Below are 25300 nucleotides of genomic sequence, written 5' to 3' on the forward strand. Positions count from 1 at the left end.
GGAGACGCATTATTCAGCTGTTGCTGGACATCAGCATCTGCAAGAGATTTGATCTGATACTTCTTATCCATAAGTCTCTTCCTTATGCCGCCATACCGAACTGCTGAGGATTCGCTTTTGCCAGTTCGGTCAGATCCATATCTTTCTTATCAAGCTCCAGCTCTGGTCGACTTTCTGTCGGCATAGACAGATACTGACGGGAAGCCATCTCTTTTAACAGAATGGTCATGTTATATAGCGCCATAAAGTCTTCCAGCTGACGGGTGGGTAAGGTACGGAAGTCCACCTTGCCTACAAACTGACCAGAAAAGGCAATGTGAGACACTTGCTGAGCAGCAATACCATGAGACAGTCGCTTAACTGTTTTTCCGTAGAGTTCAATAATAGAGCGATAGTAATGAGCAATCTCTTTAAGAGCCGTTAATGTGTGCTTCAGCTTGACCTGAGTTGCATCCATCTTGGCATATTCTTCTTTCAGGCGCTGTTCTTCATCTTCCGCTCGCTTTAACGATTCCTTAGCGGCCTTACGTGTTGAGATGCCGAATGTCAGCACTCCTACCACTTTTTGTTTGGTCGATAGGTCATCAAAGTCGATGGTCAGGATATCTTGCTTTGACCGAACAGCCTCTGGTGTGTGGATCATCTTTTCAGGAATCGCCACAGCATCAAGTATCGGTTTACCTCTGATTGAAACGTTGTGCAGCCGGTTAGCCACGTTAAGGAATTCAGGGAAGGCCCCAGAAAAAGTTTGCATTTTAAGCTCATTAATGACCTGAACTTGTTTAGCGATTTCAGAGGTTTTAAACTCAACAAACTCACTGTAAGCCTTGTTGCGTTTTTTAAACTCACGCTCCAGCTCAGCAAACTTTTCCTTTGCCTGTTCCGCTTTTTTTTTGCCTGTTATCGTTCCACAGACACTTTTAACGCCTTTTTTAAAACTACTCCACAGACCCATTTTCAATCAGCTCCATTCCACGATTGGCAACATCATTCATATCTTGAACCCACTGCTTCATATCAGTGATACGTTCTTCATTGACTTCTAACTTTTCCGCTGTTCGCAGCAGTAACTTATTCTCATCTGCATGTATTTCTTCATCGGCCAGAGCCAGAGCCGTCAGCTCGATCATAGTGGCGTTCTTTGCTTGTTGATCCAGCTTGGCTAACTCATTCAGGATCTGCTCAACAGGTATTCCTTTCGGCTGATAGTCTGGCATTTCACACTCGTATCGGAAGGCCTCCAGAATTGCTTCTTCCTCCATCCCGACCTCTCCATCGGCATGCATCATATGGTTCGCCAGTTCGAGAAAATACTCTCTGGCCGATTCAGAAATCAGTGCTAAATACATACCGTTGCTCCTTAAGGTAACTCTTCAAATTTTTCGACTTCGCCAAAGCTGTTATAGCTATAAACAGATTTATCCTGTCCCTTCTGATCAAACTCGGTACTCGCAATCATTTTGCCCATCTCATCAAAGAGCACTTCATATTGAAGCTTATCATTCAAATACGATCGTGCTTTACGGCAAACACCCTCGTTATATTCAAAGACGGTTTCCAGGCCGCTAACCTTATCGGTTACCTTCTGAATCTTACCGTTATACAACACGGTTAGAGCCTCATCTGTGTCCAAAACGACCTCGCCGACTGCAGATGATTCATCAAATTCATCAGGAGACAAATGCTCATCAGAAGATAAGCTCTCTTTGGGAGGCAAGTCCTCTTCGGGAAATAGGTGTTCTTTTAGTAAAGGGGGCTGAACAACGTTTACAGAGGTTGAAAGATGATCCGCTGACGCTGATGGCAATTCGAGTTGCTGTGTCAGTAAATTTGCAAGACCACGGATTTCATCAAGAATTTCTATTGTCGGCTGATGAGTATCCGTACCTGCCTGTAATGTTTCTGCGATGTCCCTGGAAGTCTCTCGCTGATTCTCCGTTATAGCCTCGGTACTCTGATCCAGCTGTTGGATTAACTCTGCTGCAATTTGCTGCTGGGCCTCAGCTATGGCACTGCTCTCTGTCTGCAACTGGGTTTCCACTGCACGGGCTGCCTGCTGTACGGCTTGCTGAATTTTTTGCAGACCATCCAATATAGTTGATCTGTTATCGCTGAGATGGGCCTGAGTTTTTTCTGAAGATTTTATGATAGCGTCAAACTGCTCTGCGCTTTCAACAGATTGCTGTATCAGAGTAGTCTCTATCTGCTGTAGAGACTGGGCAGAAGCCAAGGTAAACTCTTGCTGCTCAGCCTGAAGAACCGCTTCAGTATGACTGATAGCATCCTTCAGCGTAGTATTCATTTGCTTAAGATCGGATATTGTTGCGTCTCGGTTTTCTGTAAGGCTTTGAGTTATCTGGTCTGAAGTATTACTCAGGGCTTCAAGGTATCGCTCTTCTGTATCACCGAAAAGCCCCTGAACAGTAGAACCCAGAGTTTGCAGGTCTGTCTGGGTCGTATTCATTTCATTCTTAACAAGCCCATGAATATCATCATACGCCTCTATAATCGCTGCAATACTCTGTTCAGAGGCCGCAGAAGTATGCTTTTCCAGATCCGAGCTTAATTGTTTAAGGCCCACACTGATCAATTGATTGTCAGCTGACAGCTTTTCTTCTGCTGCACGAATTGCTTTCTCGGTATTTGTCCCAACACTTTGAGTAGCCTTCAGAAGAGCTGCCTCGGTATGACAGATCGTATCCTTAAGCGTAACCTCCATTTGCTGAAGATCGGATATTGTTGCATCTCTGTTATCTGCAAGGCCTTTTGTTATGTGACCGGAAGCTTTATTCAGGGCTTCAAGGTATCGCCCTTCTGTGTCACCTAAAAGGCCCTCAACAGTTGAACTCAGAGCTTGCAGGTTTACACGGGTCGTATTCATTTCGCTTTCAACAAGCCCATGAATACCATCATACGCATCTGTAATTGCAGCAATATTCCGTTCAGAAGCCGCAGAGGTATGCTGTTCCAGATCCGCACTCAACTGTCGAAGGCTTGTACTGACCGATTGATTGTCGGCTGAAAGCTTTTCTTCTGCTGTACGAACTGTTTTCTTGGTATTTGTCTCAGCACTTCGAGTAGCTTCCTGAAGAACTCCTTCGGTATGACTGATTGCTCCCTGCAGTGTCGTTTCCATTTTCTGAAGATTGGACATTGTTGTGTCCCTGCTATCTTCAAAGCGTTGTGTTATCTGACTGGAAGCATTACTCAGAGCTTCAAGGTATCTCTCTTCTGTATCACCGAAAAGGCCTTCAACATTAGAACCCAGAGCTTGCAGGTCTGCATGGGTCGTATTTATTCCGCTCTTAACAAGTCCATGAAGGCCATCATATGCATCGGTAACCGCTGCAATATTCCGTTCAGAGGCCGCAGAGGTATGCTGTTCCAGATCCGAACTCAGCTGTTGGAGGGTTGCACTGATCAATTGATTGTCTACTATCAGTTTTTCTTTTGCTTCATGGATTGTTTCCCCGGTATTTTGAGCTGCTTTCTGAATACCAGAGATGACAGTGCAAGTGTCTTCATGCAACTGGCTTAAAACTTTTTCTAAGACCTCTTGCAGGAGCTCGCGATCTGCCTGATCACTCTCGCACTGATGCTGAATCAGTTCATATTTTATGTCATTGTTCTGTCCAATAACGGACTCAAACTGACTGGCCGATGACTTTTCCAGCTGCTGTAAAGTGGTTATTAGAGCCTGATGACGCTCTATGGCATTAGCATCAGCGGCATTATTATGTTCATTCTGAGAAGAGCTTATATCACTTAGCAGAGTCCTGACATTGTCAGCTGATTCATAAATGCAGCGTACAGTCTTTTCTGAAATATGTTGTAGGTTTTGATGCAGGTCATTGGTATTTTCCAGTTGTTTACCCAAGAGATGTCTCAGTTGAGTTTCTTGGTCACGGGCAATTTCGGAATCATGCTTTATCTGTTTATGTAATGGCTCTATCTGCTGTATTAGTTGCTGCTTTACAGTCTCCTGCAAGGCAGAAACACGCTGAACATAGTGAGTAATATGGGTGGTAAATTCATCGCTTAGCGCTTTATAGTGCTGGCTTTGATGTTGCGTTAGGGCTGACTGCACTGATGTTAGCTGCTCAACCTGATTCTGTAGCATTTCGCAATAATGATTGTACTGAGCATGGGAAGTATTGTTCAGATCTGTGGACTGATTTGTCATCAGATCACGAGTTTGGTTGGACTCTTGATTGATGACCTGCAAAAGCGACTGGCCTGTTTTAGTAACAATGCCACCTAGATAACGCAGCTCCTGCATCTGTTTATGTTGTTGCTTTTTCAGTGCTTCTACATCTTGTTGAGTGCTTACTTCAACCTCATACAGAGTGTGTAGCTGCTGTGTCTGTTCACTCAGTTCTGCAGTCATACTTTCCAGCTGGCTGAACAATCTCTGTTCAGTCGCTGCAATAGCTTCAGAGCCAGAGTGATGAATCTGCTGAATTTTCACATCCAGAGCAGAGACTCCATCTTCCAATGACGATATAAACGATTTTTGCAAATCATTCACAGTACGTTGGGCGATTGCATCACTTTTCTCAATACGGTCTGATAGCAGACTGAAATTCTTGTTATGAAACTGAGCAAACTTTTCAACCAGTTCTCGTACCGACTGGAGGTTATGCTTCAATGCATTGTGCTGACTGTTTAACGAGTCCTGTAGCTCTGAAATACGGGCATCGTTAACCGCCTCATATTGCGCACTTTTGTTCCGGCTTATGATTAACAACATTGTTATCACGCTACCAAAAAACACCAGTATCACGCCTACATAGCTATTTAACAGAGCCATCTATTTTTCCTTTTCCAAAAGACTCAGAATCTTCTCATTCTGCTGCCTCAGCAGCTCTACTTCCCGCATCAGTTCGTTATTGTTATCACTGACCATCTCATCAACAAAGATCGCATTCGCCAATGACAAAGCGATAAATCCCCCTAGAACCAATACCAAAATCACATAGCCGTTCACTGCATAGAAAAGCCATGGTAAGTTGGATTCTGCTGCTTTTTCTGGAATAGCTCCCCAGTTTTCAATCGTAAAAATACCAAAAACGGTATTCAAGGATGTGATCGGAGATCCGAAGTATTCTGGTAGATAAGGTGAGAATAAGGAGTAGCCAGTGATGGCAAAAACTACCATCATGATAAACATAAAGAGAAGAACGGCCCGAGCTGCATTCAAAGCTCGGCCAAGCCCTCGTATAATTTGATTAGCATTTGGGACTAGCCGAAAAGCTCGTAGCATGCTGATCAGGCGAAGAGCTCGCAGATAAGTCATACTATCAACGATAAATGCAGGGGCAACAAGCAATACAACGCTCAACCCAAGAACGGTAAAATCAAACCGATTCGCATTGTTTCTAAAGTATTCCTTTAGTCCAGAGCTTCTAGCTTTAGCAATAAACTCAAAAAAGAAATAACTAACCACACACCACTCGATTAACAAATTGGTTGAATTATTCCAGTCGTGGCTAAAAAATGAGATCAGTACAGATAACAGGATGACAATGCCCGTTATGCGATCATTAGAGAAAATTCGCAGAAAAAACTGATCACCCAGCTTCTGATAATTCTGCGATTGGTATTCCTTTTTAGTCAATTTTGTATCCATATCTGGATAATGCATCTCTTTGATATGCTATTTGGCGGCGTTAAGTCATTATAAAACAGCACGTTAGCTAATAAGGTATATATATAAAACTAGTAATAACCCTAGGTTTTACATTTCTTAACAAACACCAGAGTATTCAGATAGATATTGATTGATCTCTGTCAATAATTTCTGCTGCAAACTTGCTGGCGAAATGACACTAATATTGGGTAGCCAGTACCGGATCAGAGGTAAAATCTGATTTGGATGGCTCATTTGACAGGATATGATTAACTCGCCATTGGCCAGGTTCCTGACAATATCTTGCTTTGGAAAAAGCTTTCGCCGTTCAAAGTAATAGGCTACTTCGGCCTTCACCTTCAGTATGACTTCCTGCTTGTCTTCACTGAACCAAATGCTGTCTTCCTGCTCAATCCGTTCGATGACTTCCTCATCGGGAGAGAAGTGCTGGTCTGTCAGTAGGGGAGACATACTGATTTTGCTGATATTAAATGCTTTCAGTATGTTGTCATCAACGCCAGCCAGATACCAGATACCCCGGTAGTTGATTAATTTATAAGGTTCAACATGACGGGTTTTGTCTTTGTAAACAATGCGACAAACCTGTCTGTTTTCAATCGCTTTTTCCAGCACTTTAAAAGACGATAGCTTCGCAGGGTTATGATTTTCATAGTCCAGGCCTTTGACCAGATAGCTATCCTGAGTCATGGTATGGAGTACAGCCTCTAGGAAGCGAGGCCCAAAGTGGGGAAACATTCCATCAATGCCTGCCAGTGAGGCAAATTTTTCCAGATCAGCTTTGGATAAACGGCTTTGATATTCAGGAGCCAGCTCATAATTGCCGTTATCGTTTCTCTGAATAATGCTACTTAGTCGGTTGATATCCCGATAAAATGTCCGGCTGGTCACTCCAAACCGCTCCATTGCTTCTTCCCGATTGATCGGTTTATTCTGGAAGGCCATCATCAGCATTTGTGCTAATCGCTCTGAAACTTTGTCTCGGGTTGCTTCACTTACTGTTGTCATGGGAGATTCCTTGTCCTTGTTTAAGCTGTAATTAAGATACCATTAATTCGTCTTTAGCCTCGCTTGAAGCTTCAGCAGTGCGACGGGATCTCTTTTGACGTAATTTGCTATACAGCTCTTCAATAGCATGTTGCTCATCCCTGGCTGGGATCTCTGTGACTGGGTTGTAGCCTTTCATATTCAGCTCTTCGACGTATTGTCGATTGGCATTCAGTCCGGCATAGATAATCTGAATGATCGGAACGATACCCGTCCAGCTCAGCAGGATGAAACAGGCAGCATGAATCCATGCCATCTTGCTCATTCCCTTTGAACCAAACCAGCCATATGGGCAGAGCAGAGCTGTCCAGCTGAATCCCTTTTTTACTGCTAAAAAATGCCCTGTGTCCTGATGCTTCAGAATGGTGTAGTAATCCATAAATCAACCTTTGAATCCTGAGTGTTAATGCTACTGGGTACAGGTTACATCGCAGGACTGACAGGTTGTGTCAGTGACAGAATATTTTTTAAAAGATATGGTTAATATAATGGGAACCAATTTCTGAGAATGGCTTACTTGCTGTTTTTAAAGAGAATATTGACTTGTATGGTGGTGTTATGAGTAATAAACAGTCTCTGACATTTTTTCTGGCTGATAACGAAAACGTCCATATCCGTGCTCAGGATATTGAGGAGCTGGCTTCGGACCCTGAGTTTCACTTCCGGGTGTTTATTGGTGCTACTCAGAATAAATTAGAGACTGATCTGGTCATGGCTGTACAGTCTCTGGGGGAGAGGGGACAGTTTATCCACATGCGAGAGACGGGTAAAAATGCGCTGGATTTTTTTCTTGTATATACAGTAGGTCAGCTGAGTGTCCGTTATCCAGGAGCCTCCTTCTGTATCCTGTCGTCAGACAGAGACTACGACCCTCTTATTCGTCACCTGAGAGCCGAAGGGATACTGATTAAGCGACAATCTATCAGAAAAGAGCACTCAGGCAATCAGCCTTCATCGCTGATGCCAGGTATTACGGATATGTTACGCAAAGCATCTTCAGCGCGACCCAAATCAGTAACAGCATTGTGTAACTGGCTGCGTGCAAAAATGCCAGACTATTCAGATCAGGAGCTGCACTCTGCCATACGCTCTATGGAGCAGAGTAATGTTATTACGATCTCAGAGAATAAGGTGAAGTACCGAATATAGTCTACAGGCAAGGTTGAGTAGGGAATATTGGTTGCTGAGTGTTGTTCTTAGGAATTGATAAAGTGTTTTTAAGACTTTTCTTTTGATTTTTTTACTTATTAATCAGTTGAGTAGCTCCTTTTGATACATGATGTAACAAAAAATATTTTTTAATCCGTCGTTTTAGCCCTTCTAAAAGGTTCATCGCTTCAGGCTAAAAAGGAGCTGTATGTGGATAAGAATTATCTTGAGAGGGCTGCTCGTGAGATTGATAGAGCCGGTGCAATATTGATTGCTGCGGGTGCTGGCATGGGCGTTGATTCAGGTTTGCCTGATTTCAGAGGAGATAAGGGGTTCTGGAAAGCTTACCCCCAGCTGAAGGATGAGGGGGTATCTTTTATGGATCTGGCAAATCCTGAGTGGTTTCTCTCTGATCCTGAAAGAGCGTGGGGCTTCTATGGGCATCGCTTTATGCTGTATCAGTCAGCAAAGCCGCATGAAGGTTTTCAGATTCTTCAGAAATGGGGAAGTCGTAAGCTGGTAAAGCCTTTTGTTTTTACATCAAATGTTGATGGGCATTTCCAAAAAGCAGGCTTTGATCCTGGCTCAGTCTATGAGTGTCATGGCTCTATCAACTACCTGCAGTGTGCCAATAATTGTAGTAGAGCAATTTGGTCATTTCCAAAATTGACGTTTGAAATAGGAGCAGATCTCAGGGCTAAAGGTAAGCTGCCTACATGCCCTAAATGTGGTTTCGTAGCACGTCCAAACATATTGATGTTTGGTGATTGGAGTTGGAATAAGGTTAGGTCTGATCAGCAAGAAATAGCGTTCAGAGCATGGAAGAGACAAGCAATGAATCACCGCCTTGTCGCCATTGAGATAGGTGCGGGCAAAAATATCCCTACAGTACGCATGTCGGCTGAATCTATGAACTGCACACTTATACGCATAAACTTACGTGATGCCGATAAGGGGAGAAGGGTTATACCTATATCAGGTAAAGCATTAGATGTTCTGGAACGACTTGAACAGCTATTTATTTGAATATTATAAGGAGTTTTAATATGGCTGGTGAATATGAGAAGGCGATAAGTATTAAGGATGCAGTTGATGCGATTAATCATAAAGACTTCCTTCTCCCTGCAATTCAAAGAAAATTTGTTTGGAGTAGTCATCAAATATGTGTGTTATTCGACTCTATTATGAGAGGTTATCCCATTAATAGCTTTATGATGTGGGAGGTTAATGATGAAAAACTTAAGAATGACTACAGGTTTTATGAGTTTTTAACTTTCTATTGTCAGAGGTTTCATGAAGAAAACCCTATTGTAAAGACTAATGCTAGTTTTAAAAATTTTAAGGCTATTATTGATGGTCAGCAGCGACTCACATCTCTTTATATTGGTTTGTGTGGTTCTTATGCATACAAACAACCTAGAAAGCACTGGCCATCTACTAAGGATGATAAAATCCTACCCCCAAGGAAGCTATATTTAGATTTAAAGCAGCCAATAGACTCTGAAAGTGATGAGTCTTTAATGCGATATAATTTTAAATTTCTGACTGACTCCCAGTACAAAAAAAATACAGAATCTGAGGATGGCAAGTATCACTGGTTTTGTTTACATGACATACTTTCATTTCCTCAGTATGGTAGTAGTGATGATGTGTTGTTGGATATAGTTTTACCATACTTGGATAAAGCTAATTTATCAGGCAATGCTTTTGCCAGGAAAACTCTTCTCAAGTTATATGATGTTGTAAGGTCCCAGCGGTTGATCCATTACTTTAATGAGACCAGCCAAGAAATTGACCATGTTCTGGACGTTTTTATCAGAACGAATAGTGGCGGAACAAAGCTGGATTTCTCTGACCTTTTAATGTCAATAGCAATTGCACATTGGGATGGAGGCTTTAGGAAAGAGCTAGATGATTTAACAAGAAATATTTATCAAAGCGCCGAAATGGGCTTTTATATGGACAGGGACTGGATACTTAAAACCTGTTTAGTACTTACTGAATCAGATGTCCGGTTTAAAGTGCAAAACTTTCATTCAGGTCAGGTTGAAATAATTCAGTCAGAGTGGGGGGGAATAAAAGAATGTATTAAGCAAGCCCTCTTGCTTATCAGGAGGTTTGGTATTAACCCCCAGTCACTAACATCAAAAAATGCTGTTATCCCTATATGCTACTATCTGTATAAAAAGAATGTTGGCAATGAAAGGTTGTACAAGGTAATTAATAGCCTGAACAAGCATTCAGAGGAAAGAATATGCATTAGCAAATGGTTTTATATGGTTCTTCTTAAAGGTGTTTTTGGGGGGCAAGCTGACAGCACTATAAAGAAAATGAGGGATGTGATAAATCAGAATATTGAGTCTGAGTTTTTCCCTATAGAACAGGTAGTTGAAAAATTTAAAGGGACTAACAAGGATCTCCGGTTTGATGAGGATTATCTTGATAGTTTATTGGATATTCAGCATGGAGAGGGGCGGTGTAGAGCATTATTACACCTCTTATTTCCTGAGATGAATCCAACGGAAGTATTTCATATTGATCACTTACATCCGAGAAGCTGGTTTGAGCCTAGAAAATTGAAGCAATATCCATTTTTAGCGGATGATTCAGATAAGCAGGCCTTCTATCAAAATTCACATCATTGGAACAGTATTGCAAATTTGCATTTACTCAATGACTCACAGAATATTAGTAAAAGTGACAGACCCTTAGAAGAATGGTTGTCCCGTGACGATGTCTATTTAGGCAAAGATAACCTACTTATTCGTGATATTAGCTTATCTTTTGAAGACTTCCCTGAGTTCTATAAGAAGCGTAGGGATGCACTGAGACTGAGACTGAGACAAAGGGTTTTCATGACAAGCCCGATCCCAGTTGAACCTTCAGCAGATGACTCGGATGATGAGGTTGTCGAGCTTGAAGGGTAAACGGGTAACTGTCATTGAAATATTGATGCCTTAGTCGATTTTAGGTGCAAGGGATTACCTTGATTAAGTCTTTCTGTCAGTTGCCAGAAAAGTAGTAAGCGACCCGGAGACGACCCGGAAAACCGGAGTTTCCGGGTCAACGGCAATACTCAAGCGATAAACCTCGTTCTGGCAAGTCTTGGTCATTGGTACCGGAGTTGTGGAAATCAATGCGCGTAAATTCCGCACACAATGGACAGGGTATGGACCGGGGAGAAAAGGCAGGAATTAATTTCTTGTCGCTAAAAACGACAAAAGCCAGCACTCTTGTTAAGAACGTGCTGGCTTTTGTTCGGAATATGATGGTACCAGTGGCCGGACTCGAACCGGCACGCCCGCAAAGGCAACGGATTTTGAATCCGTCATGTCTACCAATTTCATCACACTGGCACTGCTTTTGACTGACTGTCATTTAAGCGTGGGTGCATTATAAAAGAATATCCTGTGTCGTCAATGACTTCCTGAGGTTTTAATCAATAAATGGAAGAAAATTTTCACGAAACAAGCCCTATGCTCTGGTTGGCGTTGACTGGATGTGTATTTAACTCGGCTCCGGTGTTTGAGTCTTGAAAGCTATTTTCTCTGGCGCTGACCTGGTGGCATATGGTCGGGTATTTTCTAAAGTGCTCTATGGTTGCTTTTAAATTCGTCATGATCTGTCGTTTTAAACGGGTGTAATGTCGAAAAGACACTCCATTTCTGCTTTGCAAAAAAGCGACCTTTTCTTATGCTTAGATGATAGGTGTGTGTCGCTTACTAAAAAGGCTGTTAGTGATGTGGTGTCTGTTATGAGTACTAAAATGTCGTCTTTAACATGGGGTGTTGCTGCGGCGCTGATCTCTACAGGTGCTCTGGCTCAACCGGTCACCTTTCTGATGCAGGACTCTCAGCCCAAGTACTTTCTTGATAATGCTGAGCAGAAAGGTTTGTGTGGAGATATCTATCACGCGCTACAGGTTAAATTAAAGGAGCGCCAAGTCGAGAGTGAGATACAGCAGCACTACTTGCCTATTAAGCGGATTCTGGCGACGGTTGAGCAAGACGCGGGGCATGTGTTTTGTGGTTCGGGTCGAAATGAGGCACGGGAGAAGCGCTTTACCTTTGCTCAGGTGCCGGTGTATCACGTCAGTAATGTGCTCGCGGCCCATGTTTCAGATAAGTTCGAGCCGCAATCATTCAATGATGTGATTAAAAATGGTAATCCCGTCGGAGCGCTATTTGGCACATCATCGGCCCGGTATCTGAAGCAACAGTTGCCTGGCTTGGTGAATGATAGTTTTAAGGATCTGAATACGCCGTTAAAGCTGATCGCAACACCACCTTACCGTCTACGCTATTTCTATTATCATGATCTGGGATTGAATTATCTGGTTAAGACGATGGATCTGCCCTTAAAGGTTATTTCGACAAAGTTCCGTACGGTGCCGCAATGGCTGATTTACAGTAATCACACGGATAAAGCGACGGCCGAGGCGATTGAGCTCTCTTTACGGGATATGGAGCAGTCCGGTGAGTTAGCCCGCATTGTGAGCCAGTATATTTACTGATTGAGTGATGGGTCGGTCTTGGGTTATAGGGTTATAGTCGCTGTCTGTCGTTAAATTACCATCAAACTTTCAAAAAACTGTTACCTGTTTGTCAGCAAAAAAGCCTTTATTTGAGTACTGGCTCTAGACTTCTCTGGGTCAGGTTTAAGTGCGAATTCCCTCTTTCTACTCATTTAAAGGGTGCCAACATGCCTTTCAAGCTGAATAAGCTGCTGCTGCCAATGATGGTGGCAGGTGTTCTTGCCGGTTGTAACGGTTCAAATGATGACAATGATACGGATAGCAGTGTATCCGGTGAGCCTTTGTCATTAACCCTGCTGCATATGAATGACCATCACTCACACCTGTCTGCGGATAGTTTTGACTTTGATGTTTCCGGGTTGAATCTGAGTGCTGCGGATGAGTCTGGCAATGGCATCGCTGAAGTAGGCGTCAACTATGGTGGTTTCCCTATGCTGGTCAGCCTGTTTAATGAGCTGGCACTGTCTGAAAGCAATGTTTTGAAACTGCATGCCGGTGATGCGGTAACAGGAACTTTGTACTACACCCTATTTGAGGGGCAGGCAGATGCCAGCATGATGAATCAGGTCTGTTTTGATGCTTTTGCTCTGGGTAATCACGAGTTTGATGGTGGTGACTCCGGGCTGGCTAAGTTTCTTGATTTCCTGAATGCGGGGAACTGCGCTACACCAACTCTGGCGGCGAATGTGGTTCCTGCACAGACATCTGCAATTAAGAGTGGTTATATCCAGCCTTATGTGGTGAAAGAGGTGGACGGGCAGAAAGTGGGGCTGATCGGTTTGGATATCGCTCAGAAGACCAAGGAGTCTTCCCGACCTGATGCGGGTACGACCTTTCTGGATGAAGCGACGACGGCTCAGCAGTATATTGATGAGTTAAGAGAACAGGGTGTGAATAAGATCATACTGTTGACTCATCTGCAGTATGAAAAAGATCGGGAGTTGGCCCGGAGCCTGAGTGGTGTGGATGTGATTGTGGGTGGCGATTCCCATACACTGCTGGGGGATGACAGTTTTACGCAGTTGGGTTTTAACACCGGGGGCGATTATCCAACGGTGGAGACCAACCTGGAGGGTGATACGGTTTGTGTCGTACAGGCGTGGGAATATGCTCATATGCTGGGCAAGCTGTCGGTCAATTTTGATGCTGAGGGTAAGGTGTCGTCCTGTACCGGCCACCCTGTGATGCCGATTGAAGCGTCTTACCGTTACGAGTTTGCAGACGGTGACAACAGAGCTCTGAATGCCGCCGATGCGGCGTTGGTGTCTCAGGCTCTGACAACACACGACGAGCTGAAGGTGGTTACGCCGGATGCCAGTACAGAGCAGTTACTGGCAACGTTTGATAGTGAGCTGGAGGTATTAAAGCAGGCGGTGATCGGTTCTGTGAATGACAATCTCTGTTTAGAGCGCTGGCCGGGTCAGGGCCGTTCAACCCTCTGTGATGCATCCGCGACTTATGAGCGCGGCAGTGATATTTCCAATATCGTTGCCAAGGCCTTTATGGCCGTGACGCCAACGGCGGATATCGCGATTCAGAATGCCGGTGGTGTGCGTGTGGATGTGGCAGCGGGTGATTACACTATCGCGGACGCTTATACGCTGCTGCCATTTTCCAATACGCTGGTGACTCTGGATATGACAGGGGAGCAGGTTGTACAGGTTTTGGAAGATGCTCTGTCTAATACGTTGGATAACGCGGGTTCTTCCGGGTCTTATCCTTATGCCTCCGGCCTGAGATACCATGTGGATGCCTCCCAGGCTTATGGCAGTCGTATCTCGAATGTGGAGGTTAATCCCCGTGTTGCGGGCACTTGGCAGGCGCTGGATCTGAGTGCGACCTATACGGTAGTGACCAATGATTTTATTGCATCGGGTCAGGATGGTTATGATACCTTTGGTGTCGTGTATAACCAGGGGGATTTTGTTGATACCTACACCGAATATGCCCAAGGTTTGATCGATTATATGAAGCAGGTCACCGAAAACAGCCTGACATTGGGCAAGTTGCCAGGCGATGAGTACAGTACTCAGCAGTATATTGGTCGTGACGGCTGTAACCACAGTTTGCAGACCGATTGCAGCGGATACTGAGCGGGTTCAATGCGGAAAGCGAATTTCTGTGTAGAAACGGATAGCATTGCAAAAAGCGGGCACCTGTATTCAGGTGCCCGTTGTGAGTGACTATTGCCGATTTGGACTGTCCTGATGGGTATCGGTTGAAATCTCGACAGGGAAACAGAGCTTAAATTGAGTGCCTTGTCCTGGCTGGCTGGTGCACTGGATGCTGCCACCTAAAATCTCGGTCGCTAGATTGTAGGTAATATGCAATCCCAGTCCCATACCACCACTGCCTCGGCGGGTGGTGTAGAAGGGTTCAAAAATTCTCTCCACCAGTTCAGGGGCAATACCTTTACCGTTATCCTCAAACAGCAAGGTAAATTGATGGCCGTTCAGCTGGGTGCTGATGCTGATCTGTCGTGTTTTAGCTGAATCTGCGGATATAGACTCTGTTTCCGCTATCGCCGCAGGCGCTGATGAGGAAAAAGCATGGTCCAGCGCATTGGTAATCAGGTTGGTGACAATCTGATCAATGGCCGACTCGTAGGTGATGCAGTGTACGTCATCACTCAGCTTCAGTTGAAGTTGGACATGAGCCTCAGACAGTTTTGGGGTCAGCATCGCCGTGCTGTTTTCGATGCAGCGGTTGATCTGGCAGTGCTGCTTTTTCATACTGCCCTGATTAACGGCCACTTCCTTAAAGTTACTGACCAGCTTGCCAACACGCTGCAGATTACGAATGGTCAGGTTGCTGCTGTCCTCTATCATGCTGAGAAACTTGTCCAGGTTACTGCGGGATAAGGTTTCGTTTGCCAGCAAGTTTTTCAGCTCTTTGACCTCTTCGGTCACTAATGAGGTGGCTGTAATACCGATGCCGACAGGGGTGTTGATCTCGTGGGCAACCCCGGCGACTAACGCGCCCAGAGCCGCCATCTTTTTTGATTCTACCAGCTGATCCTGGGTGCTCTTCAGCTCGCTCAGGGAATGATCCAGCTCCAGATTGGTTTCGGCCAGTTTGATATTGGTATGAGCCAGTTGATCCAGTGCCTGTTGCAGCTCCTGAGTGCGTTGACGCACCTTTTCTTCCAGTGCGATGGTGGTCTGGAACAGAGAGAAATCGCTGCTGTCGGTGTTGGAACCGTGCTCGGCCCGGTCCATCAAGACCTGAATGATTTTTTTCAGGCGGGTGATCTCTTGCTCCGGGGATTCTGAGTAATCCAACTCACTCATGGTGACCTCCTGTCTGAATCGCTCTGTTCAGCCTGTTCGAAAGAAGCATTGGGCGTCTGGTTCTGTTCCTGGCTCTGGTTTTGGCTCTGGTTTTGGCTTTGACAGAATAAGCCCGGTTGCTGCGGTGTCTGGGGGTGGCCGAAGGCGATGCCGGTACAGGTCTGATTAACGTGCAAACCATTGATCTGCTCACCATAGGTACTAAAACCGATGCAATGGTGGGCACTGAGCAGTTCAGAGGCCTGTTGCAGCAACTGTTTCTCCTGTAGCTCAACCCGGCGCAGGATGCAGTCAAACAGAATCATGCCTTGAATGGGCATCTCCTGTTGCACTTCATTCAAAGTCTGTTCCAGGCTTTGCACCAGATTAATGCTGTAGCCTATACGGATCACAATTCCAATATCAATGGCGCAATAAAAGGTCAGGCTGTTGTCCGGGTTGACCCGTTGAATTGAGCGGACATATTCGGCGTCGCCCATAACCACTACAGCTGGGTGGGCGGCGAGGGTTTCTATGGTGATTTGGTCGCAGTCAGTAATCCCGAGCTGACGGGCGTATTCCAGTGCGGCTGGGCGACCATTAATTTCGGTAATGGTACGTTGTTCCGGGATCGCTTCCGTCACAACCAGGCGTTTATCGGACGCGCGTATGTTTTGCGATTTCACAATCTGGAACGGCAGTGAGGTTGTGATCAAAACCAATATGGCGCTGTTGTCGTAGATCTGGCCCTGATACAAAACAAAAGCGCTCGTATAGTGCAGATCATCCCCGGCGGAGCCTCCGATCAGTGGAATGTTACTGATGGTGCTGGCCATCATTCTCACTAAGGGTTCTTCAACGCCACTCATGCCATCCACCAGCAGTAAGCCAAAGGTGTGTTTATCATCATAGAGACGATAACGGCGATGATGCTGACTGTGCAGTTTAACCGTCTGGTCACCCCATTGTTTCAGGGCGATCTCTTTGAGGTTGCTATAGCGGGTACAGCTGACCTGGAAATATTCAGCTGACAGTGAGATTGCGCTGATGCTGTGTTGTTGATAACCGGAACAACCAATTTCTCCGGCCGTTGTACAGCCAATGACCGGAATATCGGGAAAATGCTGTTGCAGATGAACGGTTAAATGATCCGGATGCTCCGCTATTTGCTTATCTGAGAGATAGTGCATTGAGAAGAAGAGGATAACCAGCGCCGTATTATCCTGTATCAGCTGGTTACTCAGGTCCTCAATAGCGGCATTCAGGTCGTTTAATGACGAGGAGCCGGTTTTAATTCCCAGTGTCATCCGTGGTCTCCGTCTGTAGGTGTGTCATGGCTAATGTGTGAGCATAGCGTATTGCTTTTGCATGACTAAATAGGCAAGAGGTATTGCTCTGAGTAAGACATTAGCAGGGATTATGGCTTTTAGCTCTACTGCACTGCGGCAGATTTGATAGCAGTAAGAGTCATACCGCCTTGATATGAATCGGGTTTCTACGCTTTTAATTTTGCATTGCACCAAAGTTACGCATGAATCACTCGCTTTTATTTTTTCACAAGCTATCATCTGTGCCCCGTTACAAGAGTATTAAATACTTCGTTAGACGCTGATTTATTACTCCTCCTATATTCCACTCCCCATAAGGAATGTCTGAGCATGGATCGTTCTCAATCTGAATATTTGAACGCCGTTCACTCTGCGACTCAAACTCAGCCTGCGGATCTATCTGCACATCTGTCTATCTACCAGGATACAGAAAAATCTGCCGTTATGAAGAGGTCTCGTTTCTCCTGCCTGACCCTGAATCAGCTGATCCTGTTGTTGGCTTTTGCTGCGGCCAGTTTAACCCTGTTGAATAGCTTTTATGCCAGCTATCAGGTACAGAAACAGCAGCTTATTCAGCACTCACTGGATAGCAACTACGCTTATGCGACCAAGCTGGCTTCTACCACCAATGGTTTTCTGGGTTCGGCTCAGCAGCAGTTGGCTTATGCGGCTGCTGAGATACAGCATAGGGTGGCCGATACCGGCTATCTGCTTCAGCAGGCAGATCGACTACGCTTGCAAACAGACAGTTTTAATTCGGTGGTGGTGGCTGATGCGCAGGGCATTGTATTGGCGACATCGCCTAATACTTTGGAGATTATGGGAGATCAACTGACTTCAGAAGGGGCGATTGAGGCGCTGAACAGACGGGAGCCTGTGATCAGCAAACCTTATATCTCGGCCACCAATCGTTTGTTGGTTTTTATTTCACATCCTCTGTTTGATCGACAGGGGCGTTACTTGGGTTATATCGGTGGTTCCTTGTACCTGAAAGAGCGCAGCATTTTGAATGAATTGTTGGGTACTCACTACTATAAAGATGGTTCCTATCTGTATGTGGTGGATCAGAACAAGCGTATTATCTATCACCCGGATATTGCCCGTGTTGGCGATATAGTTGAGGGTAATCAAGTGATCGAACGGGTTCTGGCCGGTAATGAGGGGGCACTGAAGGTTGTTAATAGTCAGCAGATTGAGATGCTGGCTGGTTTTTCCCCTATCAGGATCGCTCAGTGGGGCGTGGTTGCTCAGCGTCCTGTTGAGGCCACATTGGCCTCATTAAACGGTTTGATGGCGGAAGTGTTTTATCGCTCTTTGCCGATGGCGCTGCTCACTTTCTTTGGTATCTGGTTTTTATCCCGTTTAATTGCCCGGCCACTGAAGCAGCTGGCCGATACGGCTCGCACTCTGGATCACCCGGAAACGCCAGCCAACCTGGCTGGTATTCGCTCCTGGTATTTTGAAAGCAGTGAACTCAAGCAGGCGATGAGAAAAGGTGTCGCTCTGCTGCAGCAACAGATAGGTCAGCTAAAACATGCAGCCTCTACCGATCCTTTAACCGGGGTGTTTAATCGCAGAAGCCTTGACCTGTACCTGGATCATTTTGAACAACAGCACAGGATGTTCACTGTGTTGGCGCTGGATATCGATCATTTTAAGCAGGTTAACGATACCTATGGTCATAGTGTGGGGGATAAGGCGTTGGTGGCGCTGAGCCGTAAGTTGTCTGAAACTTCCAGAGAGCAGGATGTCGTGGCTCGTACCGGCGGGGAGGAGTTCGTGCTGGTTTTACCGGATACCTCACAAGAGCAAGGGTATGAGATCGCTGAGCGGTTAAGGCTGCGTATCGCAGAGATGGCTGTGGAGTCAGTGGGTTCAATACAGGTCTCGATAGGCATCGCCAGCTACTCAGATCACTCCCATACAACTAAGCAGGTGTTGAAACAGGCGGATCAGGCGCTCTATCAGGCGAAGCGCCAGGGCCGTAACCGTTGTGAAATCTATCAGACAGAGGTTTGCGATCTGGCTGTCTGATTCAGTGTGATGCGCTCCGGGGCGTATCGCAGAGTTATAGCACAGCAATAGCCTGGGGAAAGAGGCTATTGCTACATAATGACTTCCCCCGTGCTTTGGGCTAAGATGACGCCCCTTTCCTTTCTGCAGATAATCTCGTTAATCCTGATGCTACGTACCGATTTTTCTTTTGACTTGCCCGATGAGCTGATTGCTCGTTACCCCACGGCGGAGCGTACCGCCAGCCGTCTGTTATGCCTGAATGGTGCGGAAGGTACCATCCAGCATAATGGGTTCATCGATATTCTGAATCTGGTTCAGCCCGGGGATCTGATGGTGTTTAACGACACCCGTGTGATTCCGGCCCGTCTGTTTGGTCAGAAAGAAACCGGCGGTAAGATCGAGATTCTGCTGGAGCGTCTGCAGGATAACAATACGGCGCTGGCTCATATCCGTTCCAGCCGTTCCCCTAAGCCGGGTGCCAAACTGCTGCTGCAGGATGGTACAGCGGTTGAGGTACTGGGGCGTCAGGAATCGCTGTTCGAGCTTCAGTTTCCGCTGGATATGAACCTTTTGGATCTGCTGGACAAGATCGGTCATATGCCACTGCCGCCTTATATTGAGCGCGAAGATGAGCTGAGTGACCGTGAGCGCTACCAGACGGTCTATAGCAAAAATGCCGGTGCCGTAGCTGCGCCAACAGCTGGTCTGCATTTTGATGAGCCGCTGCTGCAGGCATTAAAAGATAAGGGCGTGGAAACCGCTTTTGTTACGCTGCATGTCGGTGCGGGCACCTTCCAGCCGGTCAAAGCGGATAATATCTTTGAGCATCATATGCACTCGGAATATATCCAGGTCAGTGATGAGGTGTGTCAGCAGGTCAAAGCAGCCAAGACTCGTGGTAATCGTGTCATTGCCGTGGGTACGACCAGTGTGCGCTGTTTGGAAACCGCATCGGCTTCTGGTGAAATTGAGCCGATGGCCACTGATACCAATATCTTTATCTACCCGGGCTACCGCTTTAATGTGGTGGATGCCCTGGTGACTAATTTCCACCTGCCAGAGTCCACATTGATGATGCTGGTCAGTGCGCTGGGTGGTTATCGTAATATCATGCAGGCCTATCGCGAAGCGGTGCAGGAAAAGTACCGTTTCTTTAGTTATGGTGATGCCATGTTTATTACTCAGAATCCTGAGCCGGATCTTCCGCCTAGTGCTGAGTAAGATTTGATCTATTCGAAGCGGCTTTAGGCGAGGTGACATAGCCTGAAGCGATGGCTTCGAAACAATGCTAAAAAAATACTTCATGTTGTATTGGTTCTACAGGGCATGCCTCTGAGCCATTAAAAACCGGATTAAATTATGTCTCGTGAATGTTTTATGAACTTTGAGCTGAAAACCACCGATGGCAAAGCCCGTCGTGGTCAGCTGAATTTCCCACGCGGTAGCGTACAAACGCCTGCTTTTATGCCTGTGGGTACCTATGGCACCGTGAAAGGCATGCTGCCTCGTGATATCGAAGAGATCGGTGCGGAAATTATTCTGGGTAATACCTTCCACCTGATGTTGCGTCCGGGTACCGAAGTGGTTAAAGCTCATGGCGACCTGCATGACTTTGTGCAGTGGAAAGGGCCTATCCTGACTGATTCCGGCGGTTTCCAGGTCTTCAGCCTGGGTGCGATGCGCAAGATTACCGAAAAAGGTGTGGAATTCCGTTCACCCGTTAACGGAGAAAAAGTCTTTATCGATCCCGAGCGCTCCATGCAGGTTCAGCGTGATCTGGGTTCCGATGTGGTCATGATCTTTGATGAGTGTACGCCATACCCGGCGACGCATCAGGAAGCAAAAGACTCTATGGAGATGTCCCTGCGTTGGGCTAAGCGCTCCAAGGGTGCTCACGGTGATAACCCGTCGGCCCTGTTCGGTATCATCCAGGGCGGTATGTACAAAGATCTGCGCGAGGTCTCTCTTGAAGGTCTGACCAATATCGGTTTTGACGGTTATGCCATTGGTGGTCTGTCTGTAGGCGAGCCTAAAGACGAGATGATCAAGGTACTGGACTATCTGCCAGCCATGATGCCAACGGATCGTCCCCGTTACCTGATGGGGGTCGGCAAGCCGGAAGACCTGGTGGAAGGTGTGCGTCGTGGTGTCGATATGTTCGACTGTGTGATGCCGACCCGTAACGCTCGTAACGGTCACCTGTTTACGGCAGATGGCGTCATCAAGATCCGTAATGCCAAGCATCGTCACGATACCGGGCCTTTGGAAGAAGGCTGTGATTGTTACACCTGTCAGAACTTTAGTCGCGGCTATCTGCACCATCTGGATAAGTGTAAAGAGATGCTGGGGGCTCAGCTGAACACCATTCATAACCTGCGTTATTATCAGCGTCTGATGGCGAGTTTGCGTGATGCTATTGAACAGGGTAAATTGGATGACTTTGTCAGCGACTTCTATGCGCGTCGTGATATGGAAGTGCCTGAATTAGCTGAGTAATTTTTTACTGTGCTGTAGCTGACCGCTGCAGTACAGAGGGCAGGTTCTATTCACTTTTTAGCGGTATGCCAGGGGCGGTTTTATTAGCATGCCAAGAGTGGTTTCAGTGGTTTGGCTAAAGCGTTTGGCTGATGCGGGGCGATTGGATACGTGTCTGTGCAGGAACTTGTCGATTGAATACAGGTCTTTCTTCCCTGGTGGTTGATTTTTTATAAAGCAGCCCCATTAGGATAGTCAGATCCGGATTCGGTCAAAAAAAGATTTAGAAAAATAACTTCATTATTTTGTAGAGGACTCTTCAATGAGCTTTTTTATCTCTCCAGCATTCGCTGAAGGTGCCGCAGCGGCGGGTGATCCTGGTGCAATGAGCCAGATTTTCCTGTTGGTTGGTTTTGTTGTGATCTTTTATTTCATGCTGTGGCGTCCACAAAGCAAGCGTGCGAAAGAGCATCGTGAGCTGGTGGCGGGTGTGAGCAAGGGTGATGAAATCGTAATTGGTGGCGGCCTGGTCGGTCGTATCACTAAAGTCGGTGAAGAGTTCCTGGTGATGGAAATCGCTGAAGGTACCGAAGTGAGTGTACAGAAAAATGCGGTAGTTGCCGTGCTGCCTAAAGGCACGATTAAGGCCATTTAAGAGCCCTCTCTATCGACATCCCAGACTGCCGGCATTTGCCGGCAGTTCGATTTTTACGCGGATGTTTTTAAGGAATCTAACAGCTCATGATCAATAAATATCCCCTCTGGAAATATCTGCTGATTTTCGTGGTTGTGGCGATGGGTGTAGTTTACGCCCTGCCAAACCTGTATCCAGATGACCCAGCTGTGCAGTTAACCAGCCAGCGCGGCTCGATTCAGGTGACTGACAACGAGCTGAATAAGGTCACTAAGGCGCTGGATAGTGCCGGTATTGGCTACTTTGGCCAGACGATTGAAAACAATAACGGTCTGATTCGTTTCAACAGCGATGACGATCAGTTAAAAGCAAAAACCATTATTCAGCAGGCTTTGGGTGAAAACTACGTTGTAGCCCTGAACCTGGCTCCTACCACCCCAGAGTGGTTAACGAATATCGGTGCTGGCCCAATGAAGTTGGGTCTTGACCTGCGTGGCGGTGTGCACTTCCTGATGGAAGTGGATATGAAGGAAGCCATCGCTCAGCGTAACGAAGTTTATGTCAGCGAAATTAAGACGCTGCTGCGTACCGAGCGTCTGCGTTATCGTCGTATCACCCGTGATGAGGGTGTGATCAGCATTCGTTTTAAAGATGAAGAGCTGAGGGAAAAAGCTAAGTTCCTGCTGCGTAATGAATTTTCTGACTTTACTCAGAGCGAGCGTGAAGACGGTGACAGCTTCTATCTGGAGCTGCAGCTGTCGGAAGTGGCTGTACGTAATATCGAAGACTATGCGGTAAAACAAAACCTGACTACCCTGCGTAATCGTGTGAATGAACTGGGTGTTTCTGAGCCGATCGTTCAGCGTCAGGGGCGTAACCGTATCGTAATCGAGCTGCCGGGTGTGCAGGATACTGCTGCGGCTAAGCGTATTTTAGGTGCTACGGCTAACCTGGAATTCCGTCTGGAAGCCCGTTCCGATAGCAGCAGCCTGGATACCGAAGAGTTTGCCTTCCGTGATAATCCAAACCGTGAAGCGACGCTGGAACGGGATATTATTATCACAGGTAACAGCGTCTCCAATGCGCAATCTGCCTTTGATGAAAACGGTGTGCCTCAGGTAAATATCGATCTGGATAGCCAGGGCGGTAAGCTGATGAACCGTGCCACCCGTAACAATATCCGTCGTCGCATGGCGGTGGTGTTTGTTGAGCACAAGGTGAAAACCCGTATCGTAGAAGAAGCGGGCGAGAAGATTGAGCAGCGTCTGCCATACGTTGAGAAGCATATTATCTCCCTGGCGACCATTCAGAGCGCCCTGGGTAACAGCTTCCGTATCACAGGTCTGGATGCACCGGGTGAAGCTTCTGAGCTGGCGCTGTTACTGCGTGCCGGTTCTCTGGCTGCGCCAATCTACTTTGTTGAAGAGCGCACCATTGGCCCTAGCCTGGGTAAAGAAAATATCGAGCTGGGCGTCACCTCGGTACAGATCGGTATGGCACTGGTCGTAATCTTTATGCTGGCCTTCTATAAAGGCTTTGGTGTAATTGCGAACCTTGCGCTGACTGCGAACCTGGTATTGCTGGCAGCCTTGATGTCCATGATGTCGGCGACACTGACGTTGCCGGGTATTGCCGGTATTGTTTTGACGCTGGGTATGGCGGTGGATGCTAATGTGCTTATCTTCTCCCGGATAAAAGAAGAGCTTAATAATGGTATGTCGCCGCAGATGGCGATTCACTCGGGTTTTGAACGAGCCTTTGTGACCATTTTTGATGCTAACCTGACGACTTTACTGGTCGCCGTGATTCTATTTGCGGTGGGTACTGGTCCGGTGAAAGGTTTTGCGGTGACACTGTCGCTGGGTATCCTAACTTCCATGTTCACCGCGATCATGGTAACCCGAGCCTTGGTGAATGTGACTCATGGTGGCCGTCAGCTGAAGAAGCTGTCGATCTGATCGGATTGAAACACCGTTCCGGGGCTGAATTCAGTCCCGGACATAACGGAAGATAATATTATGTCTCGTATCAATCGTTCCATCGATTTTATGGCCAAGCGCAAAATCGCTGGAATTTTCTCTATTATCCTGCTGGTGATCTCTATTGGTTCGCTGGCGGTCAATCAGTTGAAACTTGGGCTGGACTTTACCGGTGGTACCCTGGTTGAGGTGGTGTTTGAACAGGCTCCTGAGCTGGAGGCGCTGAGAACCCAGTTGGAAGATGCTGGGTTTGAAGATGTGACAGTGCAGAACTTTGGCTCTGACCGTGATGTGCTGGTGCGGCTGGCTCAGGGGTTTTCTCCGACAGTGGGTAACGAGGTGTTGGCGGCAATTAAGCAGAACGACACCTATTCCGTTGAGCTAAAGCGTGCTGAGTTTGTGGGTGCGCAAGTGGGTGAAGAACTGCGTGATCAAGGTGGCATGGGCATGCTGTTAGCCCTGGCCCTGGTGATGGTTTACGTCGCGCTACGCTTCCAGTTTAAGTTCTCCGTTGCAGCAGTTGCGGCACTGGCGCACGATGTGATTATCATGCTGGGGCTGTTCTCCATCCTGCAGTTGGACTTTGATCTGACGGTGCTGGCCGCAGTACTGGCAGTGATTGGTTACTCGCTGAACGATACCATCGTAGTGGCGGATCGTATTCGTGAGAACTTCCGTCGTCTGCGGACCGGAGATTCTGTTGAGATTATCAATGTTTCCCTGAACCAGACGCTGGGGCGTACCTTGATTACCTCTTTGACAACAATCCTGGTTCTGCTCGCACTTTTCTTCTTTGGTGGTGAGCTGATTCATAACTTTGCCGTTGCTCTGCTGGTGGGTGTGTTGGTAGGTACCTACTCCTCCATCTATGTGGCAGCCAATATCCTGTTAGTGATGGGTATCGATCGTGAAGATCTGATGCAGCCAGAGAAAGAAGGTGAGGTGCTGGACGATCGTCCATAAGTGCTTTCTGCTATCGCTAGATAAATAAAAGAGGTTGGCTTGAAAGAGTCGGCCTTTTTTAATGCCTGCGATTTGTCAGGTTTGTCAGGTCTCTGGAGCTAGGTGATTGGATAAAGACAGTGATTGACTCGAACCCCGTCCAGCCTCTAGCCTCAGGCATCCAGCCTTTTCTTTAGGCAATAAAAAACGCCCCAGCCGGTGAGTTGGCTGGGGCGTCGGCTTTCGTAGAGAAAGAAAGCTAAATGGGTTAAATCACATC

The 25300-nt window shown here is 46.6% G+C and carries 19 protein-coding genes and 1 tRNA gene; 11 read left to right on the forward strand and 9 right to left on the reverse strand.

The features are described from left to right. Window positions 1–82: 82 nt before the first annotated feature. From H579_RS0101025 to H579_RS0101050, 6 genes are all read right to left on the reverse strand, one after another. Complete coding sequence (locus tag H579_RS0101025; RefSeq protein WP_028299110.1) at window positions 83–955, reverse strand: hypothetical protein; 873 nt, start codon at window positions 953–955, stop codon at window positions 83–85. After that, entirely contained in the window at window positions 939–1349 is a 411-nt protein-coding gene (locus H579_RS0101030; RefSeq protein ID WP_028299111.1) for a TerB family tellurite resistance protein, read from the reverse strand. Before H579_RS0101030 ends, H579_RS0101025 begins: the two co-directional genes overlap by 17 nt. A gap of 11 nt (window positions 1350–1360) precedes the next feature. Next, window positions 1361–4810 carry a hypothetical protein gene (locus H579_RS0101035; protein ID WP_028299112.1) on the reverse strand — a complete coding sequence of 1150 codons (3450 nt, stop codon included), beginning with the start codon at window positions 4808–4810 and terminating at the stop codon, window positions 1361–1363. Next, the gene (locus tag H579_RS0101040; protein WP_169449683.1) at window positions 4811–5617 is read right to left on the reverse strand and encodes an ion transporter; all 807 of its coding nucleotides are present in this window, start codon (window positions 5615–5617) and stop codon (window positions 4811–4813) included. It lies immediately after the preceding gene. Between the two features lie 129 nt (window positions 5618–5746). Beyond that, on the reverse strand, window positions 5747–6655 hold the full coding sequence (locus H579_RS0101045) for a helix-turn-helix transcriptional regulator (RefSeq protein WP_028299114.1): 909 nt from the start codon (window positions 6653–6655) through the stop codon (window positions 5747–5749). Window positions 6656–6686: 31 nt separating this feature from the next. Continuing rightward, complete coding sequence (locus H579_RS0101050; RefSeq protein ID WP_028299115.1) at window positions 6687–7073, reverse strand: hypothetical protein; 387 nt, start codon at window positions 7071–7073, stop codon at window positions 6687–6689. Between the two features lie 179 nt (window positions 7074–7252). On the opposite strand from H579_RS0101050, the gene H579_RS27510 reads away from it, so the two are divergent. The 3 genes from H579_RS27510 to H579_RS0101065 all read left to right on the forward strand — a co-directional run bounded on the left by H579_RS27510 (window position 7253) and on the right by H579_RS0101065 (window position 10770). Beyond that, entirely contained in the window at window positions 7253–7843 is a 591-nt protein-coding gene (locus H579_RS27510; protein ID WP_051227197.1) for a PIN domain-containing protein, read from the forward strand. 210 nt (window positions 7844–8053) lie between these two features. Next, window positions 8054–8869 (forward strand): SIR2 family NAD-dependent protein deacylase, encoded by an 816-nt coding sequence (locus tag H579_RS0101060; protein ID WP_028299116.1) that lies wholly within the window; start codon window positions 8054–8056, stop codon window positions 8867–8869. Between the two features lie 20 nt (window positions 8870–8889). Then, on the forward strand, window positions 8890–10770 hold the full coding sequence (locus H579_RS0101065; RefSeq protein WP_028299117.1) for a DUF262 domain-containing protein: 1881 nt from the start codon (window positions 8890–8892) through the stop codon (window positions 10768–10770). A gap of 342 nt (window positions 10771–11112) precedes the next feature. Here H579_RS0101065 and H579_RS0101070 read toward each other — a convergent pair. Beyond that, a tRNA-Leu gene (locus H579_RS0101070) sits at window positions 11113–11199 on the reverse strand. A gap of 410 nt (window positions 11200–11609) precedes the next feature. On the opposite strand from H579_RS0101070, the gene H579_RS0101075 reads away from it, so the two are divergent. Both H579_RS0101075 and nadN read left to right on the forward strand, forming a co-directional pair. Beyond that, complete coding sequence (locus tag H579_RS0101075) at window positions 11610–12356, forward strand: substrate-binding periplasmic protein (protein WP_028299118.1); 747 nt, start codon at window positions 11610–11612, stop codon at window positions 12354–12356. Between the two features lie 188 nt (window positions 12357–12544). After that, a complete protein-coding gene (nadN, locus tag H579_RS0101080; RefSeq protein ID WP_028299119.1) occupies window positions 12545–14470 on the forward strand; it encodes an NAD nucleotidase in 1926 nt (641 codons plus the stop codon). A gap of 90 nt (window positions 14471–14560) precedes the next feature. Here the strand turns inward: nadN and H579_RS0101085 are convergent, their stop codons facing one another. Beyond that, window positions 14561–15667: a sensor histidine kinase gene (locus H579_RS0101085; protein ID WP_028299120.1), complete on the reverse strand. Its 1107-nt coding sequence runs from the start codon at window positions 15665–15667 to the stop codon at window positions 14561–14563. Next, window positions 15664–16953, reverse strand: a complete 1290-nt coding sequence (locus tag H579_RS23775) for an FIST N-terminal domain-containing protein (protein ID WP_051227198.1) — start codon at window positions 16951–16953, stop codon at window positions 15664–15666. The genes H579_RS0101085 and H579_RS23775 overlap by 4 nt, the downstream gene beginning before the upstream one ends. A gap of 351 nt (window positions 16954–17304) precedes the next feature. On the opposite strand from H579_RS23775, the gene H579_RS0101095 reads away from it, so the two are divergent. From H579_RS0101095 to secF, 6 genes are all read left to right on the forward strand, one after another. Continuing rightward, on the forward strand, window positions 17305–19008 hold the full coding sequence (locus H579_RS0101095; protein ID WP_245583191.1) for a sensor domain-containing diguanylate cyclase: 1704 nt from the start codon (window positions 17305–17307) through the stop codon (window positions 19006–19008). Window positions 19009–19155: 147 nt separating this feature from the next. Further along, window positions 19156–20211, forward strand: a complete 1056-nt coding sequence (gene queA, locus H579_RS0101100; RefSeq protein WP_028299122.1) for a tRNA preQ1(34) S-adenosylmethionine ribosyltransferase-isomerase QueA — start codon at window positions 19156–19158, stop codon at window positions 20209–20211. A gap of 156 nt (window positions 20212–20367) precedes the next feature. Continuing rightward, window positions 20368–21486 (forward strand): tRNA guanosine(34) transglycosylase Tgt, encoded by a 1119-nt coding sequence (tgt, locus tag H579_RS0101105; protein WP_425411330.1) that lies wholly within the window; start codon window positions 20368–20370, stop codon window positions 21484–21486. A 301-nt stretch (window positions 21487–21787) separates the two neighbouring features. Continuing rightward, window positions 21788–22120 carry a preprotein translocase subunit YajC gene (gene yajC, locus H579_RS0101110; RefSeq protein WP_028299124.1) on the forward strand — a complete coding sequence of 111 codons (333 nt, stop codon included), beginning with the start codon at window positions 21788–21790 and terminating at the stop codon, window positions 22118–22120. An 86-nt stretch (window positions 22121–22206) separates the two neighbouring features. Then, window positions 22207–24057 carry a protein translocase subunit SecD gene (gene secD, locus H579_RS0101115; RefSeq protein ID WP_028299125.1) on the forward strand — a complete coding sequence of 617 codons (1851 nt, stop codon included), beginning with the start codon at window positions 22207–22209 and terminating at the stop codon, window positions 24055–24057. Between the two features lie 60 nt (window positions 24058–24117). Further along, window positions 24118–25041 carry a protein translocase subunit SecF gene (gene secF / locus H579_RS0101120; protein WP_028299126.1) on the forward strand — a complete coding sequence of 308 codons (924 nt, stop codon included), beginning with the start codon at window positions 24118–24120 and terminating at the stop codon, window positions 25039–25041. Window positions 25042–25300 lie beyond the last annotated feature (259 nt).

It is taken from the genome of Oceanospirillum beijerinckii DSM 7166, assembly GCF_000422425.1.
GTDB classification, from domain to species: domain Bacteria; phylum Pseudomonadota; class Gammaproteobacteria; order Pseudomonadales; family Halomonadaceae; genus Oceanospirillum; species Oceanospirillum beijerinckii.

Excerpts from the sequence above, each read along its gene's own strand:
- H579_RS0101025 (WP_028299110.1), bottom strand. The coding sequence starts at position 955 with ATGGGTCTGTGGAGTAGTTTTAAAAAAGGCGTTAAAAGTGTCTGTGGA.
- H579_RS0101030 (WP_028299111.1), bottom strand. The coding sequence starts at position 1,349 with ATGTATTTAGCACTGATTTCTGAATCGGCCAGAGAGTATTTTCTCGAA.
- H579_RS0101035 (WP_028299112.1), bottom strand. The coding sequence starts at position 4,810 with ATGGCTCTGTTAAATAGCTATGTAGGCGTGATACTGGTGTTTTTTGGT.
- H579_RS0101045 (WP_028299114.1), bottom strand. The coding sequence starts at position 6,655 with ATGACAACAGTAAGTGAAGCAACCCGAGACAAAGTTTCAGAGCGATTA.
- H579_RS0101050 (WP_028299115.1), bottom strand. The coding sequence starts at position 7,073 with ATGGATTACTACACCATTCTGAAGCATCAGGACACAGGGCATTTTTTA.
- H579_RS27510 (WP_051227197.1), top strand. The coding sequence starts at position 7,253 with ATGAGTAATAAACAGTCTCTGACATTTTTTCTGGCTGATAACGAAAAC.
- H579_RS0101065 (WP_028299117.1), top strand. The coding sequence starts at position 8,890 with ATGGCTGGTGAATATGAGAAGGCGATAAGTATTAAGGATGCAGTTGAT.
- H579_RS0101075 (WP_028299118.1), top strand. The coding sequence starts at position 11,610 with ATGTCGTCTTTAACATGGGGTGTTGCTGCGGCGCTGATCTCTACAGGT.
- nadN (WP_028299119.1), top strand. The coding sequence starts at position 12,545 with ATGCCTTTCAAGCTGAATAAGCTGCTGCTGCCAATGATGGTGGCAGGT.
- H579_RS0101085 (WP_028299120.1), bottom strand. The coding sequence starts at position 15,667 with ATGAGTGAGTTGGATTACTCAGAATCCCCGGAGCAAGAGATCACCCGC.
- H579_RS23775 (WP_051227198.1), bottom strand. The coding sequence starts at position 16,953 with ATGACACTGGGAATTAAAACCGGCTCCTCGTCATTAAACGACCTGAAT.
- H579_RS0101095 (WP_245583191.1), top strand. The coding sequence starts at position 17,305 with ATGGATCGTTCTCAATCTGAATATTTGAACGCCGTTCACTCTGCGACT.
- queA (WP_028299122.1), top strand. The coding sequence starts at position 19,156 with ATGCTACGTACCGATTTTTCTTTTGACTTGCCCGATGAGCTGATTGCT.
- tgt (WP_425411330.1), top strand. The coding sequence starts at position 20,368 with ATGAACTTTGAGCTGAAAACCACCGATGGCAAAGCCCGTCGTGGTCAG.
- yajC (WP_028299124.1), top strand. The coding sequence starts at position 21,788 with ATGAGCTTTTTTATCTCTCCAGCATTCGCTGAAGGTGCCGCAGCGGCG.
- secD (WP_028299125.1), top strand. The coding sequence starts at position 22,207 with ATGATCAATAAATATCCCCTCTGGAAATATCTGCTGATTTTCGTGGTT.
- secF (WP_028299126.1), top strand. The coding sequence starts at position 24,118 with ATGTCTCGTATCAATCGTTCCATCGATTTTATGGCCAAGCGCAAAATC.